Origin of the sequence: Fibrella forsythiae (genome assembly GCF_017353175.1) — a bacterium.
Lineage (GTDB): Bacteria > Bacteroidota > Bacteroidia > Cytophagales > Spirosomataceae > Fibrella > Fibrella forsythiae.
The window spans coordinates 112,528-132,963 of the sequence record NZ_JAFMYW010000003.1; the positions used below are offsets into that span (position 1 = coordinate 112,528).

Consider the following 20,436-nt stretch of genomic DNA (forward strand, 5'->3'; position numbering starts at 1 on the left):
AGTAAACTCTTACGCTACCAATTTAAATCCTTCGCCGTGCACATTTACGAGCTGTACGGATGGGTCATCCTTGAGGTATTTGCGGAGCTTTGTGATGTATACGTCCATGCTGCGGGCATTGAAATAGGAGTCATCTCCCCATACTACTTTCAAGGCAAAACTGCGCCCCAGTGGCTGGTTCAGGTTCTGCGCCAGCAACTTAAGCAGCTCAGATTCTTTGCTGGTCAGGCGTTGGCCGGTGGTTTCGTTGTGCCTGAGAAGCAACTGATGCGGGTAATCGAAACGGAACATGCCGATCTGATAGGTCGTTGTTTCGGGCTGTGTGTCGGCTCCCTGATATCGCCGCAGAATAGCCTGAATCCTGAGCAACAGTTCCTCCATATTGAAGGGTTTGGTGATGTAATCGTCGGCCCCGAGGCGCAGTCCCTGAATGGTATCTTCCTGCATCGACTTCGCCGTCAGGAAGATGATCGGTACGTCGCGCCCGTTCATTCGGATCTCTTTGGCAAGCGTGAAGCCATCTTTCTTCGGCATCATCACGTCCAGAATACAGAGGTCATATTGCCCGGTCATGAATTGCTGCAACCCAGCATTACCGTCGGTAGCGCGGTCGGTGGAGTAGCCTTTCAACGTCAGATATTCCTGCGTGAGCTGGCCAAGATTCGGATCGTCTTCAACGAGTAGGATAGAAGGCATAGGAGAGTTAAGAGTTAAGAATTACGAGTTAATAGTTGCGTTGCTCTAGTACCCGCTAGTGATTTATCAGCGCAACTGTTAACTCCTAATTCTTAACTCACATTTGGTATAACAAGTTGAAATTCACTGCCTTTGCCGGGGGTGCTGGTCACGGTGATCTGGCCCTGATGTTCTTCCGCCATTTTCTTAACGTAACTCAGGCCCAGGCCGAAGCCCTTGACGTCGTGGCGATTCCCCGTTGGAACACGATAAAATGTTTCGAAAATACGGTTCAGCTGTTCTTTTGTCATGCCCAGCCCTTCATCGGCTACGGCAATATCTACGGCAGCTTTACCATTGGGCAGTGTTGTATTGGTTGTGCGAATGCGAATGGCAACGTGATCGGGCGAATACTTAATGGCGTTGTCGATGAGGTTGTAGAGCATGTTGGTCAGGTGTACTTCGTCGGCGAGCACAGTCTCGTTCGTTGCGTCGAAATCCATGTCCAGCTCACCTTGCCGCTGCTCGATCGACAGGCTCATGGTGTTCAGTACTTTCTCGATCACGTCATGCACATTCACGGGCGTCAGGGCCAGTTTTACTTCGCCTTTGTCCAGCAACGCCATTTGCAGCACTTTTTCCACGTGCGACCCCAGCCGCTGATTTTCGTCGCGAATGATACTAACGTATCTGGACAGGCGATCGGTCAATCCGTTTGTCGTCGTAGATGACCCACCCCCGCCGACCAGCACCGGCGCATTGCTGGTTGATAGCTGATCGCGCGCCATCTCAACGGCCAGTCCGATAGTCGAAATGGGCGTTTTGAACTCGTGGGTCATGTTATTGATGAAGTCGTTCTTGATGTCGGCCATTTTTTTCTGCCGGAGAATCGTCGTGATGGCCACGTAGAAACAACCCATGATTACCAGAATCAGTATGGCCGATCCCGCCAGCGTGGCGGTCATTCGGCTGAGGATGAAAGCGCGCTGATCGGGGAAGAACAGGTAAACGTAGTTGCCCGTTTCCAGGATATTATTGGGAAACAACGCGGCCTTGTACGTCGACTCCTCGAACTGTTGTTGAAGCGTGGCCCGGCTCGAAACAGGCATGTTCCCCAGTGTTAGGCCAGTAGACGTAAACAGCAGCCCACCCTGTTGCTGACTTCGCACGGCATAATCGAACGGGATGTTAATACCCCGCTCACTCAGGGCCTCGCGAAGCAGCGTATCCAGCATAAACCGGTTGACACGCTCGGTTAGTGGCCGGTCTGACATCAGCACACCCCGGAAAATGTCTTTAATCGTTTCCGACTGGTCGGTAACGGAAGTGCCGCTCCCTGGCCGATTGCTGAGGTTCGTCTGTAATGGCACAGCGGCTGTTCTGGCCGCCGCATAATCAGGCCGTTTCTGCCGCGCTTTGCTGGCTCTCAAAGGGCTGGCCGAAGGGGTGTAGGTACGTTGCTGGCGCGATCTGGGTGTAGACAACGACACGGAGTCGGGTACCACCAGACCCGACGACGAACGGAGCACTTCGTTGATGTGACTCTGAAGTACCTGATCGATCCAGCGGCCAAAACGTTCTTGCTGAATAAGTTGCGCTTCCAGATCACCTGCCGCAATAAGTTCATCCTGTTGTTTGTAAAATTCATCCACCGTTCGGAGTTGCTCCGGCGTCAGCGAGCGCTGAATTGGCTGGAGGGCATCCATCTGAATGGTAACCGTACCCGGGATGCCTTCTTCCAACTGATGCATTGTTGAGGTCTGAGGCGCCTGCTGCCGGCGGTGGGTTGGCTGTTGGCCTGGCATCCGGGTATGCTTTGCTGGCTGGCTGGCTACGGCCAGGTTATGGCCCTTGCCAATAGCCATTAGTTGCTGTTGCTGTTGTTGGGCCGCCAGCCGATGCCGGACCTGATACTGTGTTTCCTGCCGTTCAAGGCTGCTAACGACCTCCTGGAGGGCATCGGTAACTTTATAGTCGAATTGTTCTTTTTGTAAATGCAGGGCGTTGCTGATCCAGTAGAGTTGAAACCCTACTAAACCCAACAGCCCCAGGGCCATCGAAAGAACAATCCAGCGAATCTGTTTCGTTGACATTAAATTTAAAGAAATCGGTGCAACGCGGTGGCGCAGCGGCTCGTCTATACAAAGTACGCGCCTAACCCCGATGCGCTTATCGACTTAACAACTTTTAACAGGCAACATACCAGCGGCTTAACCTTCGGGCAGAAACCGCTGCAAACAACGCTAACCATGAGAAAAACAGTGAATACGCTACGCCAGTTCGTACTGGGTACGTGTCTGACCACCGGCCTGACCGTGGCGGCAATGGCGCAGACGCCAGCTCCGATCAGTGGGCAAATGCGGCTGAAAGTAACCGCCCGGAATGGCAGCGAACTACGCGAGATTGAACGTACCTACCGCACTGAAGGCATGACTGATGCCAAGCGCGACGCGCTCGTCAACAAACTCATCGATTCATTGCGGGCTACCCGGAACGGTAAAGACAGCCAGATCTCGGTGACCATTGAAGATGAACGCGGCACCGATCGCATTCGCTTTAACAACCGTAGTGGCCAGGATGTTGTCGGCGATGTATTCATAACGCCTGATGCGCCCGCTCGCGTCTACACCCTTCCTCGTGCGCCCCGTGCAGCCACGGTTCCCAGAACTCCCCGTACGCCTGGTACACCCATGCCGCCCAATGCCCGCGCTGGTAGCAACGATTTTGAGATTGAGGGTAGCTTCACCTTCGACGATGATTCCCTGGGTGGCCGTCGTGCCCGTGTATTCCGGTTCGATCGTCGTCGTCTCGATTCGCTGACGCAGAACATGAAGGAGTTTGGCTATAGCATGCAGCGCGAGTTTGCCCCATTGGCCGATCGCCTGTCGCGCATGCAGGGCCTTCGCGGGCTCGATGAGCGCCTGTCGATGCCGTTCGAAACATGGTCGCGGAGCAGTGGAGGCACGCAGGCGTCGACCATCCGTGGTCTGGAAGCGTACCCGAGCAACCCCGATAAGTTCATGCTGAATGTGCGCTTTACTGCCCCCGGCAAAGGCGATGCGGTTATTGTGGTAACCAATCCTAAAGGCAAAGAAGTGGCGCGGCGTGAGTTGAAAGACTTCACCGGCGAATTCGTTGGTCAGGTTGATCTGGGCCGCAAAGCCGAAGGCGTGTTCTTCGTAACGGTTACCCAAAACGAAGACGGTGCCGTTCGCCGCGTCGTACTGAAAAAAGACGAAGCGTCAACGAAATAGAAAAGTCTTCTGTCCTTCGTTCTCTGTTGCGCTGCTAAGCCACGCTACCGTATCACAGCAACGTACCTGCAAATGCAAACCCCCGGCAACGTCTTAGGTACGTTGCCGGGGGTTTGCATTTGCAGGTAAAATCTAGTCAAATAGAGCCGTAGACATCCTCTTTTCGCTTTAGATAAGGCGATGGTTTCTGTTTGAAATTGATCAGGATGATGAGAACCAACAAAGTTTGTACCGCAGACCAACCGGCAATTAAATACAAATTCCCCGATCCATGCACGGACTTGTTAGTTGTATGGACACCTAAAACGTAGGCCATCATAGCTGCTACGATTAGGAAGAACGCCAATCGGTTCGCTCGCTTACTCATGCCTTCTGTATAGTAGGAAGTTACGTGTAGCAGAAAGCCAAAAAGACCAGGGCCTCCTAAATGAGATACTAAAGATGATCCAGTATCATTATTCCACCATATTACCAGGAAGATGCCGATGGTGATTGGTAGCTTTTTGCCCCATGTATAGCGTCTTAATGCATGCTCTATATCATCTCGACGGCGAATAACCAGACTCTTTTGAAAAGGCCATTCTAGGGAAAGCACCCCATGCTCTCCGCCAAAAGATTCATGCGTATTGGTTAACGCTTCATCAAACGAACTACCGTTTGTCATAGCGGTGGTGATTGCCATCCGGTAATGGTCACGTACCTCGTCCAGGACAGGCTTACTAACTTGTTTTTCGTACGTACCCAGAAAGTGATTTAGGTAAGACTCCTGCGTGGCTGTCATCGTCAGATAGCTGGTTTCAGGTTCAGGATCGTGTTTAGGCTCTCCATGAATGAGCGGAGTTCTGATACCCGGCTCACGGTCTGCTGATGGCCGGTTTTGGTTAACGAATAATATTTCCGTGCCCGCCCGTCAACTACCTCGGTTTCGGCGGTGAGCAGACCCTCGGCTTCCAGCTTGTGGAGCGACGGGTAAAGGGCCCCTTCCGTCAATACCAGTTCACCTGCCGTGATGGCCTTTACTTGCTGGGTGATCTCATAACCATACATGCGCCCACGGTCTTCCAGCAATTTGAGGATAATCACCGAAAGGCTTCCTTTTAGTACATGTTGCGTGGCGTTTGTCATAGGGGTTAAATATACAATTTCATTACATACTATAGTTTCTTAGGTATTGAAAAATTTAGCCCTTCCTTAACTTCGCAGAATAACCCCACCCCTAGCCCCTCCCCTTAAAATAAGGAGAGGGGAATAAATGCTCCGCACATTTTTTGGGTAGAGCATCTCCCCTCCCCTTGTTTTAAGGGGAGGGGCCGGGGGTGGGGCCCTGATTTTCCATTTTTTAATTCTTCACATATAGCATGAGTTCAGCGCAGTATTTGGGTATCGACGTGGGCGGCACGAACGTTAAAATGGGCGTGGTTGACGCTAAAACGGGTAAAATCTCCAACTTCTACAGCCACGACACCGATAGCTGGAGGCAGTCGGGCCACTTTATGGATCAGTTTGCCGACGCCATTGCCGTTGAACTGTATGCCAACAAGGAAGTGAAAAAGGTAGGTATTGGCCTGCCCGGCATGATCAACCGCGAGCGAACCACGCCGCTCGAAATCACGGCCATCCCCGAATTGAACGGCGTTCCGATGGTCGACATCCTGAACAAACGTTTTCCTGACGTGGAGTTTTTCCTGGAAAATGACGCCAATGCCGCTGCGCTCGGTGAATTTTATTTTGTGGAAGACATGAATGATGAGAATTATATTTTCATCACACTGGGCACCGGTGTAGGTGGTGCGGCAATTATTAATAAAAAAGTATTTGTTGGTGGCGATGGCAACGCTATGGAACCGGGCCACGTGCCGTCGCGCAATGGCAAGGTGCTGGAGCGCAACATCGGCAAGAAAGAACTGCTCGAACTAGCCGTTGCCCGTCGCGCCGCCTTTAAAGGCCAAACTACATTGCCTGCCGATGGAAGCATTTCAACTACTGGTCTGGTAGCGGCCGCTGCCGAAGGTGATGCCCTGGCGCTGGCTGTCTGGGCAGAAGTAGGCGAGATGCTGGGTGAGGCACTTGTGTCGCTGGTCCGGATTCTCGATATCAAGCAAATCCTGATCGGTGGTGGTTTATCGGCATCATTCGAATACATCATGCCTGCCGTTCAGAAAGAACTGGAATACTGGCTCACCCCCTATTACAAGGAAGGCCTGACCGTCACTAAAGCCACGCTCGGTAACGATGCAGGCCTCCTGGGAGCGGCGTCATTGTGTTTCTAATGTATAGGCGGCCCCTCGCTGATTCGGCGAGGGCCGCCCATATACTTGAACCAACTAGTTGTTCTTTAACGACTGCATATCGATCACGTACCTGAAGCGGACTTCTTCTTTTTCCATCTTGTCGAAAGCGTCATTGATGTCCTGCATCCGAATCATCTGAACGTCGGGCATGATGTTGTGTTCGGCGCAGAAGTCGAGTACTTCCTGGGTTTCTTTAATGCCACCAATCAATGAACCGGCCACCGAACGGCGGTGAAAGAGCACCTGCATGTTGTTGGTTGGCTCTTTAAATGGCCCAATTACCCCGACAATAATCAGCTTGCCGTCGCGCTTAAGCAGGTTGATGTACGGGTTGATATCGAACGAATCAGGAACGGTAGCCAGAATCAGGTCGAAGGAAAGTTCGGCTGCGGTCATGGCCTTATCGTCGGCAGAGACCAGAACGGCGTCTGCACCAAGTGCTTTAGCATCGGCCCGCTTTTCTTCCAGGCGAGTGATGGCTGTCACCGTCGCACCCATTGCTTTGGCCAGTTTTATAGCCATATGCCCCAGACCGCCAATGCCAACTACAGCCACTGATTGGCCGGGTTGCACGTTCCAGTGGCGAAGGGGCGAATAGGTAGTGATACCCGCACACAGAATCGGCGCTGCCCGCTTACTATCCAGCGAGTCGGGAATCGATAGTACGAATGATTCTTTAACAGTGATGTGTGTCGAATACCCGCCGAAGGTATTGTAGCCACTGCCATCGGGCTTCTGATAGCCGTTGTAGGTAGCCGTTGAGCTAACCGGCCCTTCGCAATACTGCTCCAGCCCTTCGTGGCAGGAGTCGCAATGGCCACACGAATCGATCAGGCAGCCGACGCCTACGGTGTCACCCTCCTTGAATTTTGTGACGGCCGACCCCGCCTGGACCACTTTACCGACGATTTCGTGGCCGGGTACACAAGGCCAAAGTGTGTTGCCCCAGTCGTTTTTGATCTGGTGCAGATCGGAATGGCAAACGCCGCAGTACAGAATTTCGATGAGTACTTCGTCGGCTTTCGGTGCCTGGCGCTCGATCTCCATTTCCGACAGCGCATTGAATGAATTGATCAGGGAACGAGAGGTCCCGAATGCTTTGGTTTTTGATAAATCCATGTTGTTGAGCAAAATGGTTAGTATACGCTCAGCAAACAGAGGTATTAGTCGATTGTTTTAGTAGATTAGGTAGGGGCGGTGGGAGTTGGCCTGGAGTTTCCCCTACAGGATATTGACCTCGGGGCTTATGGTGATTCCGAATTTAGCCAGCACAGATGCTTGTACCTGGTAGGCGAGGGCGAGTATTTCTTGGCCAGTGGCCCGGCCGTAGTTGACCAGCACCAGGGCTTGTTTGGTGTGAACGCCTGCGTCGCCTGTTCGGTATCCCTTCCAGCCTGCTTGTTCAATGAGCCAGCCAGCGGGCACTTTCACCATATCGGTGCCGGTTGGGTAGCCGGGTAACGCTGGGTACGTTGCCTTTAGCTGCTCAAACTGGGCGGCAGGTATTTCAGGGTTCTTGAAAAAACTGCCCGCGTTGCCAATCTGAGCAGGGTCGGGAAGTTTGCTGCGCCTGATCTGAATAACGGCGTCGCTAATGGCCCTAATGCTCATTGTTTCATCGGTGATACCCATATTGGCAAGCGTCTCGCTGATGGCCCCATAGCGGGTATGGAAAATTGGCGTCTTATTGAGCCGAAACGTTACCGACGTGATGATGTACTGGCCTTTCAACTCGTGCTTGAACACACTTTCCCGATACCCAAACTGGCAATCGGCATGCTCAAACCGATGTTTCTCGCCGGTGCCAACGTGGATGGCTTCCAGGTGGTCGAAAATTTGCTCAATCTCCACGCCGTAGGCACCGATATTCTGCATGGGAGCTGCCCCTACCGTACCGGGAATCAGCGACAGGTTTTCCATGCCGGCCAAGTTATGCTCGACGCAGTACATGACCAGGTCGTGCCAGATCACCCCGGCACCAGCCTGTACGTAGCTATGCTGATCGTCTTCGCGAATTACGTCGATGCCACCGATATTGAGGCGAATAGCCAGGCCCGGAAAGTTCTGGGTCAGGAGCAGATTACTGCCACCACCCAAAATCAGTTTGGGCAGTTCATTGAATTCGTTGAGTTGAAAGAGGGTGTTCAGGTCGGTCTCTGAGGCAATATTGGCGAAATAGGTAGCCTGGGCCTCAATGCCGAAGGTGGTATAGGGTCGTAGCGATACGCCACGTTGTACAGTCAGCATAGGTAGCAAAATGATCACCCCAAAAGTAGTAGTTTTGTAGCCAGCAAGACCCTTGGGAGGCGGCTTATCTCTTTACCCACCAACTATGATGCGCTTAATTGGAAAATGGATTGTTTTTGGCAGCACCATTCTGGTAGCCTGGTCCTGTGCGCGTACGCCGGCAACAACCGTTGCCCGAACAACAACTGGTAGCTACAACGAATATTCGGAAGACCTGTCGGCCGCCCGTCCGGTATATACGCCGCCAACGGCAAAAACAGCCCCTTCTGCTCCGGTGCCCCTACCGCCCGGCCGCGTTGTTGATGCACCAAAACGGACTGGCCAGGTAGTGCCTGCTGAAGCTTTGCACGTGAATAAACGCCTCGATGCTATTCTGGATACCATTGCCGTTCAGAATCGTCGGGTACGTTATGCGCCCGGGTATCGGGTGCAGGTATATGTGGGTAATGAGCGGGCAGCAGCAGACGCTGCCAAGCTACAGTTGTATCAGCTTTTTCCTGAATTAAGTGCCTATATGAGTTACCAGCAGCCTACGTACCGTCTGAAGGTTGGCGACTTTATGAAGAAAATGGATGCCGAGCGATATTTTACTAAATTGAAGGCTGCATTCACCTCTGCGCAGCTCCAACCCGATAAAGTAGACGTTCGCCGGGGCCTGTTGATAAAATAAGTGCAAGAGAATGACCGCTCTAACGTAAATTTACAGGCTGATACACGAAATTTTACAAATTCTTAGAATAATTACAATCGCATGAAAAAAGCGTTGATTACCGGCATAACGGGGCAGGATGGAGCTTATTTGGCCGAATTGCTGCTCGAGAAAGGGTATGAAGTGCACGGCATCAAACGCCGGAGTTCGCTCTTCAATACACAGAGGATCGATCATATGTACGAAGATCCGCACGAGACGCATGTTCGGTTCAAACTCCACTACGGTGATCTGTCAGACTCAACGAACATTATTCGGATCATTCAGGAAATTCAGCCCGACGAGATTTATAATCTCGGTGCCATGTCGCATGTTCGGGTTAGTTTCGATGAGCCAGAATATACTGCTCAGGTCGACGGTATCGGTACGCTTCGTATTCTGGAAGCGGTACGTCTGTTGGGTCTGACCGAAAAAACACGCATCTATCAGGCCTCAACGTCTGAACTGTATGGCGGTGTGCAGGGACACGCTCAGTCTGAAGATACTCCGTTTTACCCGCGGTCACCTTATGCGGTTGCTAAGCTATATGGCTACTGGATCACGGTTAACTACCGCGAAGCCTACAACATGTTTGCCTGCAACGGGATCCTGTTCAACCACGAATCGCCGCTGCGTGGCGAAACGTTCGTAACGCGTAAGATCACCCGCGCCGTTGCCCGGATTGGTCTGGGTCTGCAAGACAAAGTGTTTATGGGTAATATTGACTCACTGCGCGACTGGGGTCATGCCAAAGACTATGTCGAGGCTATGTACCTGATTCTGCAACAGGATACGCCGGAAGACTTCGTTATCGCCACAGGCGTAACTACAACCGTACGTGATTTTATTAAAATGGCTTTCCAGGAAATCGGTGTTGAACTGGAATTCCGTGGCGAAGGCATTGACGAGAAAGCGTACGTAGTAAGTGCCAGCAACCCGGAGTTCCCGGTTGAAATTGGGAAAGAAGTAATGACGATCGACCCTCGTTATTTCCGTCCAACTGAAGTTGACCTGCTGTTGGGTGACCCAACCAAGGCAATGACCAAACTGAACTGGACTCCAAAATATGATTTGGCCGGCCTTGTTAAAGACATGATGCAGGCTGATATCACCCTCTTCCAGCGCGATAAGCTCCTGGCTAAGAGCGGCCATCAGGTGTTGAATTATTACGAATAGAATACCTGAAGGATTCACTGTAAAAAAAGCTTCTCCAGTTAAGGAGAAGCTTTTTTTGTGCCAATTAGACGGTTGGTTACGCAGGGTAGTCTCATCTTGATCAATACGTCTGGCACCACCGATGATCCGGATAAGTTTTTCGCTGGTAACAATCTGACAGGCTTATACGGTGTCAGTTACCCTGTTATTTTCCACAGATAGCCGCTGTGTAGCCGAATGGGGGCTGATTCGGCTTATTTGACGTTTACTGTATGAGCACGGTATTTGCCCGGTGAGGTATTGAGTTTAGCCTGAAATAAGCGGTTCAGGGTACTAATGTTGTCGAAACCGGTCTGGATAGCAATCTGATTGATAGCCAGATCAGTAGATGCCAACAGCTGACAAACGTGGGTCAGCCGGACCTTGTTCAGATAATCGATGAACGTCAGGCGCATGTGCTGTTTAAACCAGCGGCAGAATGCATTGGGCGAAAAATGACATATATGTGCCATCTCCTGCAGCGAAATGGGCCGCTGATAGTGCTCGTTGATGTAATCGACGGCCGTTCGGATGCGGGCCGATGCATCGAGCAGTACAGCCTGGCGCTGGTAGTCGGGCGGGAGTATAAGCCTTGGCTCAGGTACGTTGCGGAGAACATCGAGTAACTCGATAAGGCTGACCAGGGCAGACGTACCCGTGTGATAAATCACGTCTCTTATCTTCTTAATGATCATTTCGTGTGGCTGCGGAAATGTGAAGCCACGTTTGGCTTCCTGAAAGAAGCTGGTGAGCGGATTACACTCTGCAAAGGAATCGAAGATGCTTTTAGGGAACTGGATACAAAATGCTTCTACCAGCGGCGTAGCCTCATCATCGTAACTGACAAACGTATGCGGTACGTTTTCACCGATCAGAAACAGATCTCCTTCGGCATATAGCGAAATATCGTCGCCAATAAACCGCACACCTTTTCCTTTGGCAAAGTACACTAGCTCCAGTTCAGGATGGTAGTGCCAGTGCGACTCGAAAGCCGGTTGTTGCCGCCGAAAGGCTTTAAACGAAGCAATGGGCAGATTGGTGATGCCTACTTCCAGTTCTGGCTTCATAAAATGCGTAAGGTAAGAGCGTAAATGAGCCCGGCTTCCCTGTGTGTTGGCCGTGTGGCAAACAAAGATATAAGCTGTCGACTACTGATATATTACCGGTTTAATGGGGTAGTCTGGTATTTAATGATAATATCGGAACAATTCTGGCATAAATGCGTAGAACAAAAGGTCCTTTTTTCGGGACAATTTTGTGGAGGTAATTCCAGGTACGTTGCCATTGTTACTTAGCTCTTCTAAGCCATTAAACCCCATGAAATCGTTAGATACCCCCTACGTATTAGCTCCCGAAGAGATTGAGTTTTACCAGAAAAATCGGTTCATTAAACTCAAAAATGTATTCGACGCCGATACCCTGGCCCAGTACAATGCGGTCATCAGCAGGCAGGTCGAGAAAATGAACACCGTCACGACCGCCCTCGATGAGCGCGATACCTACGGCAAAGCGTTTTTGCAACTCTTTAATCTCTGGCGAGAAAATGAGGCCGTGAAAGAATTCGTGTTCAGTAAACGGCTCGCTAAAATCGCCGCCGATCTGATGCAGGTCGACGGCGTGCGGATGTACCACGATCAGGCCCTGTTTAAAGAGGGTGGCGGCGGCATCACGCCCTGGCATGCCGATCAGTATTACTGGCCACTCAGTAGCGATAAAACCATTACGGCCTGGATTCCGCTGCAACCCGTTCCGCTGGATATGGGCCCGCTCGAATTCAGCGCGGGTAGCCATCAGATTGTGGAAGGGCGCGAACTGAGCATTGGTGATGCCAGCGAAAAACTGATTGCCGAGAAACTGCGTGTTACCGATTTCGAGCACGTTATCGAGCCGTTTGATCTGGGCGAAGTAAGTTTCCATTCGGGCTGGGTGTTTCACCGCGCCGGGGCCAACATAACCGACCACGTACGGAAGGTGATGACCGTGATCTACATGGATAAAGACATGGTGCTGCAGCAGCCTATCAATAAAAATCAGGAAAACGACTGGCACACCTGGTGTCCTGGTGCCACCGTAGGCGAGGTGATCAATACCGAGCTGAACCCGGTCATGTACTGATGGGTATGAATATCTGTGTATACTGTGCGTCGAGCGCGCAGGTCGATCGCGTCTATTTCGATGCTACAGAGAGGCTGGCAAAGCTATTTGTTGCAGCTGGTGTATCTATAGTGTTTGGCGGTGGCGGCATAGGCCTGATGGGCAAACTGGCCGATACGGTGCTTGCCGATGGTGGCCATATAAAAGGCATTATGCCCAAGTTTATGAATGAGGTAGAATGGGCCCATAAACAGGTTGCCGACTTCGAGTTTACCGATACCATGCATGAACGGGAAGCCCGCTTTCTGGCCGATATAGATGGCCTTGTAACGCTGCCGGGTGGTAGCGGCACCCTCGAGGAGTTACTGGAAGCCATTACGCTGAAGCGACTGGGTCAGTTTACAAAGCCGATCATCATCCTGAATACCAACGGTTTTCATGATCCGCTGAAGCAGAGGCTCGACCGGTGTATTACGGAGAAGTTCACGCACGAAAAAGACCGGCAGATGTGGACATTCGTTGACGAACCCGAAGCCGTTTTAGCTGGTATTCAAAACGCCGACGACTGAGACGAAACGTCTATTCATTTTGCCACAAACAGATAAGGCCCGGTTGAAATTACTGTCCGATATGCCTCATGAAAAGCATCCTCATTAGTGGCCTATGGCTATTGAGCATTGTATATAGTTTTGGGCAACTGCCAATTGTTGCTTCAGGTACGTTGGTCCGGCACGCCAATTTTCCGTCGAAGTTTGTTGAAGCCCGGAATATAGATGTCTGGCTTCCTGCAGGTTATAGCGTTAATAAAAAGTACGCGGTGCTGTATATGCACGACGGTCAGATGTTGTTTGATTCGGCCACTACCTGGAACCATCAGAGCTGGGATGTTGACGACGTGGCCACCAAACTAATGGCGGCGCATCAGGTGCAGGATTTTATCGTGGTGGGTATCTGGAATGCCGGCCAGCATCGCCACGCTGATTATTTTCCGCAGAAGGCTTTTGAATTGCTGACCGACGAGCAAAAAGCGTTTGTTAGTAGGCAGCTCAAAACGGCTGGCCGGGCAACCGAGGCCTTCCAGCCAAACTCCGATGCATACCTGAGCTTTTTGGTAACGGAACTGAAACCGTTTATCGACCGCCAGTATGCCGTTTACACCGACAGGGCGCACACGTTGGTGGCCGGTAGCAGCATGGGGGGCCTTATCTCCATGTACGCTATCTGTGAATATCCGGCGGTTTTCGGCGGTGCGGCCTGCCTGTCTACCCATTGGCCGGGTATTTTTTCGATGGAAAACAACCCCATTCCCGCCGCCTTTACCCGATACCTGAGTGCGAAGCTACCCGACCCTGATAGCCACAAAATCTATTTCGATTACGGCGACCAGACGCTCGATGCCCTTTATCCGCCCCTCCAACAGAAAGTAGATATGGTCATGGCCGGAAAGGGCTACACGGCTGCTAGCTGGGTAACGCGGTTTTTTCCCGGCAACGACCACAGCGAAAAATCGTGGCGCAAACGACTGATCGTTCCTCTTGACTTTCTATTGACAAAATAGCCTCATGAAAAAGCTTATTGGTTGCCTTGGCTGTCTGGCTTTTTGCCTGATGGCAACAACCTCGTCTAGTGGGCAGGCACCACTCCCGGAAAAATATCAGTTGCTGCCGCTCGGTGATGTAAAACCGGAGGGCTGGATCAAAACCCAGATGCAGCATGATTTGCGGGGTTTTGTTGGTAACCTCGACCGCCTGGTGCCCGACCTGATCGTAAAAGACGATATCTATGGCAAAGACCGGTTGACTGAAGCCGTGAAATCGAAAGACGTTGGAGCCCTGGGTCTGGGGGATAACCACGTGCAGATTTTATGGTGGAACAGCGAAACCCAATCGAACTGGCGGGATGGATTCGTGCGGCAGGCGTTTCTGTCGGGCGATGTTCAGGCGCAGCAGCGGGCCAGAGCCTATATTGCCGGCATTCTGGCCACGCAGGATGCCGACGGATATCTGGGCGTGTATGCGCCCGACCTGCGCTACAAGCTCACGGGCGAGAACGGCGAACTCTGGGCCAAAGCTACGCTGTTCCGGGTGTTGCTGGGTTATTATGAACTGACCAAAGACCCTAAAACATGGCAGGCGGTGTTGAAAGCTGTCGATAACGTGATGGTCAACTACCCGATCAATCAATCGTCGCCGTTTAAGGCCGAAAAACCCTTTGCGGGTCTGAGCCACGGCCTGGTATTTACCGATGTGCTGGACCGGCTGTACCAGCTCACCAACAACCGTAAGTACCTCGATTATGCCCTGTTTCTGTATACCGACTACTCGAAAAATGCCGTGTCGGAAACCGATATTCAGCTTGGTAATATTCTGAACGACAGTTACCTGATGCATGGGCATGGCGTGCATAGCTACGAACACCTGCGCCCGCTAACGGTGGCCTATTGGGCCTCGGGCGATGCGCAACTGAAGCAGGCGTTGGACCGCTATCAGCAACGGATCATCCGGCTGACTACGCCCACGGGCGGCCCCATCGGCGACGAATGGATCACCCGCCAAACGGCCGACGCCACCCAAACCGGCTACGAATACTGCTCGCTGCACGAGTTGCTGCATAGCTATGCCATGCTGCTGCAAAAGACCGGCAACGTGGCCTACACCGACCAAATCGAGCGGCTGTTTTTTAACGCAGCGCAGGGCGCCCGCCACCCAACGCACAGTAGCATCGCCTACCTTAAAACTGATAATTCGTATGAAATGACAGGTACGAAGAACGGAGGTGGCGATCCTAAACAGACCCGCTACAAATACTCGCCCGCTCATCAGGACGCGGCCGTATGCTGTGTACCTAACGCCGGCCGAATTGCCTCGTATTACGTACAGACGATGTGGATGAAGGAGGGTAATGGGTTGGTAGCCAACCTGCTAGGTCCCTGCCAGTTAAATACGAACCTGGGTCGCAATACGGTTCAGATTCTGGAACGTACCGACTACCCGTATCAGAATAGTTTCGTGTTTACCATAAAGGCGCAAAAGCCATTCCTGCTAAAAATCAGGAAGCCCGACTGGGCTGAAAAGATTAGCTGTAATTATACGTACAAGAGCGACAATGGCTACCTGAGCATGGCCGTTAAAGCGGGCGAAACGGTTGTCCGGCTGGCATACAAAACAGCGGTACAAACCCATACATTTGCCGCCAACGAGACGTATTTCAGCTACGGTCCACTGGTGTATGCGCACCCGATCGAGGCCAGTGAGGCCGTGATTAAAACGTTTCCCGTAACTGGCTTTGCCGACCTGACCTATAAGCCTGCCAACCCGACAACATACAGGTACGTTACCAACAGCCCGGCAACGTACCTGAATGCGAGCATAATGGTCAAGGCTAAAAACGACAAGACCCAGGCTATCGAACCGATTCGGCTGGTGCCTGTTTCCAGAACCATTCTGCGGCAGGTTACTTTTTAAGAAGCCATATTTTGAGATGCCACGTTTTTGTCATCCCTCCTTCCGTCGGGATGACGAAATGCCGCGAGGATTAAAACCCGTCACAACAGAATACAGTATCTTTAAATCTACTCCCTTCCTATGATCATGCGCCGGTTTTTACCCGCTGTTTTACTCCTCCTTAGTATCACGTTCCAACTCGTAGCCCAACGTATTGAGCCTGCGTTTTGGTGGGTGGGCATGAAAGACACCCGTCTGCAACTGCTGATTCACGCGCCCGCCATTGCTGAGGCGCAACCGAAACTGGGGTATGCGGGGGTAAAAGTGGCGAAGGTGACAAAGGTGAAAAGCCCCAATTACCTGTTTATCGATCTCATAGTTAGTCCCGCCACAAAGCCAGGTACGTTCCCGATCCAGTTTCTGAAAAATGGAAAGTCGGTGCTGACGTACCAGTACGAGTTGAAAGAGCGGGAGGCCAATTCGGCGCAACGGCAGGGTTACACCGCCGCCGATGCCATGTACATGATCACGCCCGACCGCTTCGCCAACGGAAATCCGGCTAACGACAACATGCCCGGCATGATTGAACCCGCCAGCCGGACGGGTATCGACACGCGCCACGGTGGTGATATTCAGGGAATTGTTGATCATCTGGATTACATCAGTAATATGGGGTTCACGGCGCTGTGGATCAACCCGTTGATCGAAAACAACATGACCCGGACGTATCATGGCTACGCAGCCACAGACTTCTACAGGATCGATCCCCGGTTTGGTTCGAATGATGACTACCGGAACCTGTCGAAAGCCGCGCAGAAGAGAGGTATCAAGCTAGTCGTTGACATGATCATGAATCATTGCGGATCGGGCCATTGGTGGATGAGCGACCTGCCCACCGACGACTGGCTCAACTACCAGGAGAAGCCGGAAATAACGAACCATGCCCGCGAGACAAACCAGGACCCACACGCATCAGACTACGACAAGAAGCTTCACGCCAACGGCTGGTTCGTTCCAACCATGCCCGACCTAAACCAGCGGAATCCGTTACTCGCAACGTACCTGATCCAGAACACAATATGGTGGATCGAGTACGCTGATTTGCACGGAATTCGTATGGATACGTACCCATACCCCGACAAGGACTTTATGGCCGAATGGTCGCGCAGGGTGCTGGACGAGTACCCGAAATTCTCGATGGTGGGCGAAGAGTGGTCGATGAACCCGGCAATTATTGCGTTCTGGCAAAAAGGGAAAAAGAACCGGAATGGATATGTGTCGTACATGCCCAATATGTTCGATTTTCCGTTGAACAACGCTCTTGTTGAGGCCCTGAATGGCGACGACAAAATCTATAATCAGGGGCTACCGAAACTGTACCAGACAATGGCGCTGGACTTTCTCTACGAGAACCCGTATAATCTGGTCGTTTTTCCCGACAACCATGACATGAGCCGGTTCTACACCCAGATTCACGAGAAGTTTGATCTCTGGAAAATGGGCATAGTCTATACGCTCACGACAAGGGGAATTCCGCAGATATATTACGGCACTGAAGTGCTGATGACGAATCCTAAAAGCGACCGTCACGATGAAATCAGGGGTGAGATGCCCGGTGGCTGGCCCGACCATACGGCCAGTGTCTTTACAGGTAAAGGATTAACGGCGAGTCAGTTAGAGGCAAAAAATTTCATGAAACAATTGCTCCGGTGGCGCAGGCAAACCCCTGTGGTACAGACCGGTCAGCTCAGGCACTTCGCCGCTGGTGATGGTATCTACGTCTATTTCCGGTATAATGCGTCGCAGAAGGTGATGGTCGTGATGAACAAGAACAACGATGCGAAAACGCTGGATACTGCCAAATACGCCGAACTGCTGAGCGGTCATAAAACCGCCCGTAACGTACAGACTGAACAGACGCAGGTACTCAGCCAACCGTTGGTAGTTCCCGCCAGAAGCGCGGTGATCTGGGAGGTGAAGTAAAGACAACCTTCTGTCAGGGCATCGTCTGAAACCCCTCATTAGTAACGGACCAGTAGGTTGGTTCTTTACCATCCGGCGCTGTCCAGGTTTTCAGGTTGAACGTACCTGCGCTCTGAACCTCTGCGACGCAGATGGCCTTTTTATTGGCCGACCAAACAAGAGGCTTTCCCGCTACGCATTGCTCAGGTTTGCCCGAACTGGCAGGCGTAACGAAATAGGCAACGCCTGAGCCGAAGACTGTTGCCATTCCCGTTGGTTCAATGCCAACGGCGGTTTTCTCGCTTACGCCAATTCCTCGCCCGGTTACGTTCCAATCGGTACGCATGCGGGCCAGAAAGGCTACCAGACGACCTTGCCGGTTGCGTTGGGCAAAATGCGTATCGGTAATAGTATTAGCCATAAAGGGAGCGTCGATAAAGTCGTTGCGGCCCAGCATCAGGTTGGCATGATACGGGTCAGACAGCGCTTCGGCTGAAGTAAGGCTCTCGTTGAAAGCAGGATAGTAGATTTGCCCGAGAACGGCGCAACCGGCGCTAGTGCCACCTACGGGCACTTTTTTGCTGTTGATGAGGTAATTAATGGCGGTCTCTACCTTCGAGTCTTTCCAATATTTAACGTAATTGCCCTGATCACCACCGGCGATAAACAGCGCTTCGGCGTTTCTGATTTTCTGCACAACGGCCTCGTCATTTACCCACTCGGCCGAGTTGAGCAGAATGGTTTCAACGGAATTTACCGTTTCGCCCAGTGTTGTATACAGGTACGTATTGTAGCCATCTGACCCACTGGCCCGCAGGATGACCACATCGCCCCCGCCCGATTTTTTGAGAAACCAGCGCATGGCTTCGGCGACGTCGGTGCTGCCACCAGCCAGTAAAATGCCGGGAGTAGTCGAGGTCGTTACGTCGGCAGCATCGCCTGTGAGCCAGGTAGTGGGGCCGGCGGTTGAGACACAGACAGGCTCGGTAGTTTGCTGTTTATAAGCCGCCGGTGCTGCCAGCAGCCAAAGGCAGGCTAACCAGTATGAAAACGAATAAGTTGATAATGACATGGCCAGGTACGTTTCATCCTGAATTACGGCGTAAAATGGCCATAAAAAAAGCCAGGTACGTTGCTGTACCCGGCTTTCGATAAAAAAACTGCGGCGATTAATCGCGACTGCGGCCGTTCAGAATGCTTACGTAGTAAAGCAGTGTAGCCAGTGAGCTAAGTGCGGCAACGACGTAGGTCATGGCGGCCCATTTCAGCCCATCTTTAGCTACATCGTATTCACGCGGCGATACAACGCCCCGGCTTTCAATCCAGGCCAGGGCCCGCTTGCTGGCGTCGAACTCAACAGGCAGCGTAATGAAGGTAAAGAGCGTAGTAACCGCAAACAGGGCAACGCCAATCTGCAACGGCAGCAACGTGCTGTTGATCATCAGAATACCCGCCAGCAGAATCCACTGCATGTACCGCGACGATACGCTGACAAACGGAACAATGGCCGATCGGAACTGCAACGGGCCATAAGCTACCTTATGTTGTACGGCGTGGCCACATTCATGGGCGGCTACGGCCGCCGCCATCACGCTTCGTCCGTGATAGACGTCGGGCGAAAGGTTTACGGTTTTGTCCTGCGGGTTATAGTGGTCGGTGAGTTGACCATCAACGGAGAGGACGCGCACGTCAGTCACGCCGTTTTCGTAGAGCATTTTCTGCGCTACTTCGGCTCCGGTAAGTCCGCTGCTAAGAGCAATCTGCGAATATTCGGTGAATTTGCTCTTGAGGCGCCACTGTACAAACAGGCCCACAAGGAATAGGATAATCATTAAAATGTATGCACCAGGCATGGTCTTCGAGTTAGTTTAGTGGATGGCAATCTAATCGGACTTCGATTGGCTTGCCTACATATAAAACAGCAACAGGCCAAAAAATGTGCCAATTGAGCAACCACTCATCCAGGCCGGGGGCCGATGATCAACTGGAAGTTTTGTGTCCTCCGTCTTCTGTCTTCAATCCTTTGTTGCACTGCTCAAGGACGTATTTCTTGACTTGGCAGCGCAACAGAGGACTGAAGACAGAAGACGGAGGACACAAAACTTAGCCATATGCCTCGACTATTCTCTGGATCAGGGAGCTGGTAGAATAACCCGGAACCAACGCGATGGTTTCAACGCTGCCGCCATTGCCCAGCACAAAATCAGCGCCAACAATGGTCGCTACGGTGTAATCGTCACCCTTTACCAACACGTCGGGCCGGAGGGTTTCAATCAGTTCGAGCGGGGTCGGTTCGCCAAAAAGCGTAACCAGATCAACGAATTGTAGAGCAGCCATCAGGCGGGCGCGGGCCTGTTCGTTCACCACCGGGCGCAACGGCCCTTTGATGCAACTGACCGACGCATCGGTGTTCAGGCCCAGCACAAGTTTATCACCTAATGCGCGAGCTTTTTCGAGGTAATCGATATGCCCCAGATGCACGATGTCGAAGCAACCATTGGTAAACACGACGCGCTGACCCTCCGCATGCCAGGCACGTACCTGCGCCGCTGCTTCATCGCGCGAAACAATTTTTTGGGAAGTCATTT

19 protein-coding genes are annotated in these 20,436 nt (G+C 52.0%); 9 read left to right on the forward strand and 10 right to left on the reverse strand.

Annotated elements, in window-relative coordinates:
- Nucleotides 1-9: 9 nt before the first annotated feature.
- Both J2I46_RS11860 and J2I46_RS11865 read right to left on the reverse strand, forming a co-directional pair.
- The gene (locus tag J2I46_RS11860; protein WP_207329253.1) at nt 10-696 is read right to left on the reverse strand and encodes a response regulator transcription factor; all 687 of its coding nucleotides are present in this window, start codon (nt 694-696) and stop codon (nt 10-12) included.
- 92 nt (nt 697-788) lie between these two features.
- Nucleotides 789-2,768, reverse strand: coding sequence for a sensor histidine kinase (locus J2I46_RS11865; RefSeq protein ID WP_207329254.1), 1,980 nt, complete (start codon nt 2,766-2,768; stop codon nt 789-791).
- A gap of 156 nt (nt 2,769-2,924) precedes the next feature.
- Between J2I46_RS11865 and J2I46_RS11870 the strand changes: the two genes are divergently transcribed.
- Nucleotides 2,925-3,929 carry a T9SS type A sorting domain-containing protein gene (locus tag J2I46_RS11870; RefSeq protein ID WP_207329255.1) on the forward strand — a complete coding sequence of 335 codons (1,005 nt, stop codon included), beginning with the start codon at nt 2,925-2,927 and terminating at the stop codon, nt 3,927-3,929.
- Nucleotides 3,930-4,065: 136 nt separating this feature from the next.
- Here the strand turns inward: J2I46_RS11870 and J2I46_RS11875 are convergent, their stop codons facing one another.
- On the reverse strand, nt 4,066-4,710 hold the full coding sequence (locus J2I46_RS11875) for a hypothetical protein (protein WP_207329256.1): 645 nt from the start codon (nt 4,708-4,710) through the stop codon (nt 4,066-4,068).
- 2 nt (nt 4,711-4,712) lie between these two features.
- Nucleotides 4,713-5,054 (reverse strand): PadR family transcriptional regulator, encoded by a 342-nt coding sequence (locus tag J2I46_RS11880; protein ID WP_207329257.1) that lies wholly within the window; start codon nt 5,052-5,054, stop codon nt 4,713-4,715.
- 233 nt (nt 5,055-5,287) lie between these two features.
- Here J2I46_RS11880 and J2I46_RS11885 point away from each other — a divergent pair, with 233 nt between their 5' ends.
- On the forward strand, nt 5,288-6,199 hold the full coding sequence (locus J2I46_RS11885) for an ROK family protein (protein WP_207329258.1): 912 nt from the start codon (nt 5,288-5,290) through the stop codon (nt 6,197-6,199).
- A gap of 54 nt (nt 6,200-6,253) precedes the next feature.
- On the opposite strand, the gene J2I46_RS11890 is transcribed toward J2I46_RS11885, so the two are convergent.
- Both J2I46_RS11890 and murB read right to left on the reverse strand, forming a co-directional pair.
- Nucleotides 6,254-7,339 carry an NAD(P)-dependent alcohol dehydrogenase gene (locus J2I46_RS11890; RefSeq protein WP_207329259.1) on the reverse strand — a complete coding sequence of 362 codons (1,086 nt, stop codon included), beginning with the start codon at nt 7,337-7,339 and terminating at the stop codon, nt 6,254-6,256.
- A gap of 102 nt (nt 7,340-7,441) precedes the next feature.
- A complete protein-coding gene (gene murB, locus J2I46_RS11895) occupies nt 7,442-8,467 on the reverse strand; it encodes a UDP-N-acetylmuramate dehydrogenase (protein ID WP_207329260.1) in 1,026 nt (341 codons plus the stop codon).
- Between the two features lie 85 nt (nt 8,468-8,552).
- Between murB and J2I46_RS11900 the strand changes: the two genes are divergently transcribed.
- Both J2I46_RS11900 and gmd read left to right on the forward strand, forming a co-directional pair.
- On the forward strand, nt 8,553-9,137 hold the full coding sequence (locus J2I46_RS11900; protein ID WP_229379726.1) for an SPOR domain-containing protein: 585 nt from the start codon (nt 8,553-8,555) through the stop codon (nt 9,135-9,137).
- Nucleotides 9,138-9,218: 81 nt separating this feature from the next.
- A complete protein-coding gene (gene gmd, locus J2I46_RS11905; RefSeq protein ID WP_207329261.1) occupies nt 9,219-10,331 on the forward strand; it encodes a GDP-mannose 4,6-dehydratase in 1,113 nt (370 codons plus the stop codon).
- A 233-nt stretch (nt 10,332-10,564) separates the two neighbouring features.
- Here gmd and J2I46_RS11910 read toward each other — a convergent pair whose 3' ends face one another.
- A complete protein-coding gene (locus J2I46_RS11910) occupies nt 10,565-11,416 on the reverse strand; it encodes a helix-turn-helix domain-containing protein (protein ID WP_207329262.1) in 852 nt (283 codons plus the stop codon).
- Between the two features lie 250 nt (nt 11,417-11,666).
- Between J2I46_RS11910 and J2I46_RS11915 the strand changes: the two genes are divergently transcribed.
- The 5 genes from J2I46_RS11915 (at nt 11,667) to J2I46_RS11935 (ending at nt 17,869) form a co-directional block, all read left to right on the forward strand.
- Nucleotides 11,667-12,464 (forward strand): phytanoyl-CoA dioxygenase family protein, encoded by a 798-nt coding sequence (locus J2I46_RS11915; RefSeq protein WP_207329263.1) that lies wholly within the window; start codon nt 11,667-11,669, stop codon nt 12,462-12,464.
- Nucleotides 12,465-12,469: 5 nt separating this feature from the next.
- Complete coding sequence (locus J2I46_RS11920) at nt 12,470-13,012, forward strand: LOG family protein (protein ID WP_229379727.1); 543 nt, start codon at nt 12,470-12,472, stop codon at nt 13,010-13,012.
- Between the two features lie 68 nt (nt 13,013-13,080).
- Entirely contained in the window at nt 13,081-14,001 is a 921-nt protein-coding gene (locus J2I46_RS11925; RefSeq protein WP_207329265.1) for an alpha/beta hydrolase, read from the forward strand.
- A gap of 4 nt (nt 14,002-14,005) precedes the next feature.
- A complete protein-coding gene (locus tag J2I46_RS11930) occupies nt 14,006-15,907 on the forward strand; it encodes a beta-L-arabinofuranosidase domain-containing protein (protein WP_207329266.1) in 1,902 nt (633 codons plus the stop codon).
- 126 nt (nt 15,908-16,033) lie between these two features.
- Nucleotides 16,034-17,869 carry a glycoside hydrolase family 13 protein gene (locus tag J2I46_RS11935; RefSeq protein WP_207329267.1) on the forward strand — a complete coding sequence of 612 codons (1,836 nt, stop codon included), beginning with the start codon at nt 16,034-16,036 and terminating at the stop codon, nt 17,867-17,869.
- Between the two features lie 13 nt (nt 17,870-17,882).
- Here the strand turns inward: J2I46_RS11935 and J2I46_RS11940 are convergent, their stop codons facing one another.
- The 3 genes from J2I46_RS11940 to rfaE2 all read right to left on the reverse strand — a co-directional run bounded on the left by J2I46_RS11940 (nt 17,883) and on the right by rfaE2 (nt 20,434).
- Entirely contained in the window at nt 17,883-18,920 is a 1,038-nt protein-coding gene (locus J2I46_RS11940; RefSeq protein ID WP_207329268.1) for a cyanophycinase, read from the reverse strand.
- A 97-nt stretch (nt 18,921-19,017) separates the two neighbouring features.
- Entirely contained in the window at nt 19,018-19,680 is a 663-nt protein-coding gene (locus tag J2I46_RS11945) for a zinc metallopeptidase (protein ID WP_207329269.1), read from the reverse strand.
- Nucleotides 19,681-19,951: 271 nt separating this feature from the next.
- On the reverse strand, nt 19,952-20,434 hold the full coding sequence (rfaE2, locus tag J2I46_RS11950; RefSeq protein WP_207329270.1) for a D-glycero-beta-D-manno-heptose 1-phosphate adenylyltransferase: 483 nt from the start codon (nt 20,432-20,434) through the stop codon (nt 19,952-19,954).
- Nucleotides 20,435-20,436 lie beyond the last annotated feature (2 nt).

What these genes read in the sequence shown, in the direction of transcription:
- J2I46_RS11890 (WP_207329259.1), bottom strand. Translation starts at nt 7,339, where the DNA reads ATGGATTTATCAAAAACCAAAGCATTCGGGACCTCTCGTTCCCTGATC.
- J2I46_RS11935 (WP_207329267.1), top strand. Translation starts at nt 16,034, where the DNA reads ATGCGCCGGTTTTTACCCGCTGTTTTACTCCTCCTTAGTATCACGTTC.
- J2I46_RS11865 (WP_207329254.1), bottom strand. Translation starts at nt 2,768, where the DNA reads ATGTCAACGAAACAGATTCGCTGGATTGTTCTTTCGATGGCCCTGGGG.
- J2I46_RS11900 (WP_229379726.1), top strand. Translation starts at nt 8,553, where the DNA reads ATGATGCGCTTAATTGGAAAATGGATTGTTTTTGGCAGCACCATTCTG.
- J2I46_RS11930 (WP_207329266.1), top strand. Translation starts at nt 14,006, where the DNA reads ATGAAAAAGCTTATTGGTTGCCTTGGCTGTCTGGCTTTTTGCCTGATG.
- murB (WP_207329260.1), bottom strand. Translation starts at nt 8,467, where the DNA reads ATGCTGACTGTACAACGTGGCGTATCGCTACGACCCTATACCACCTTC.
- J2I46_RS11920 (WP_229379727.1), top strand. Translation starts at nt 12,470, where the DNA reads ATGAATATCTGTGTATACTGTGCGTCGAGCGCGCAGGTCGATCGCGTC.
- J2I46_RS11925 (WP_207329265.1), top strand. Translation starts at nt 13,081, where the DNA reads ATGAAAAGCATCCTCATTAGTGGCCTATGGCTATTGAGCATTGTATAT.
- gmd (WP_207329261.1), top strand. Translation starts at nt 9,219, where the DNA reads ATGAAAAAAGCGTTGATTACCGGCATAACGGGGCAGGATGGAGCTTAT.
- J2I46_RS11885 (WP_207329258.1), top strand. Translation starts at nt 5,288, where the DNA reads ATGAGTTCAGCGCAGTATTTGGGTATCGACGTGGGCGGCACGAACGTT.
- J2I46_RS11860 (WP_207329253.1), bottom strand. Translation starts at nt 696, where the DNA reads ATGCCTTCTATCCTACTCGTTGAAGACGATCCGAATCTTGGCCAGCTC.
- J2I46_RS11940 (WP_207329268.1), bottom strand. Translation starts at nt 18,920, where the DNA reads ATGTCATTATCAACTTATTCGTTTTCATACTGGTTAGCCTGCCTTTGG.
- J2I46_RS11875 (WP_207329256.1), bottom strand. Translation starts at nt 4,710, where the DNA reads ATGACAGCCACGCAGGAGTCTTACCTAAATCACTTTCTGGGTACGTAC.
- J2I46_RS11910 (WP_207329262.1), bottom strand. Translation starts at nt 11,416, where the DNA reads ATGAAGCCAGAACTGGAAGTAGGCATCACCAATCTGCCCATTGCTTCG.
- J2I46_RS11880 (WP_207329257.1), bottom strand. Translation starts at nt 5,054, where the DNA reads ATGACAAACGCCACGCAACATGTACTAAAAGGAAGCCTTTCGGTGATT.
- J2I46_RS11870 (WP_207329255.1), top strand. Translation starts at nt 2,925, where the DNA reads ATGAGAAAAACAGTGAATACGCTACGCCAGTTCGTACTGGGTACGTGT.
- J2I46_RS11945 (WP_207329269.1), bottom strand. Translation starts at nt 19,680, where the DNA reads ATGATTATCCTATTCCTTGTGGGCCTGTTTGTACAGTGGCGCCTCAAG.
- J2I46_RS11915 (WP_207329263.1), top strand. Translation starts at nt 11,667, where the DNA reads ATGAAATCGTTAGATACCCCCTACGTATTAGCTCCCGAAGAGATTGAG.
- rfaE2 (WP_207329270.1), bottom strand. Translation starts at nt 20,434, where the DNA reads ATGACTTCCCAAAAAATTGTTTCGCGCGATGAAGCAGCGGCGCAGGTA.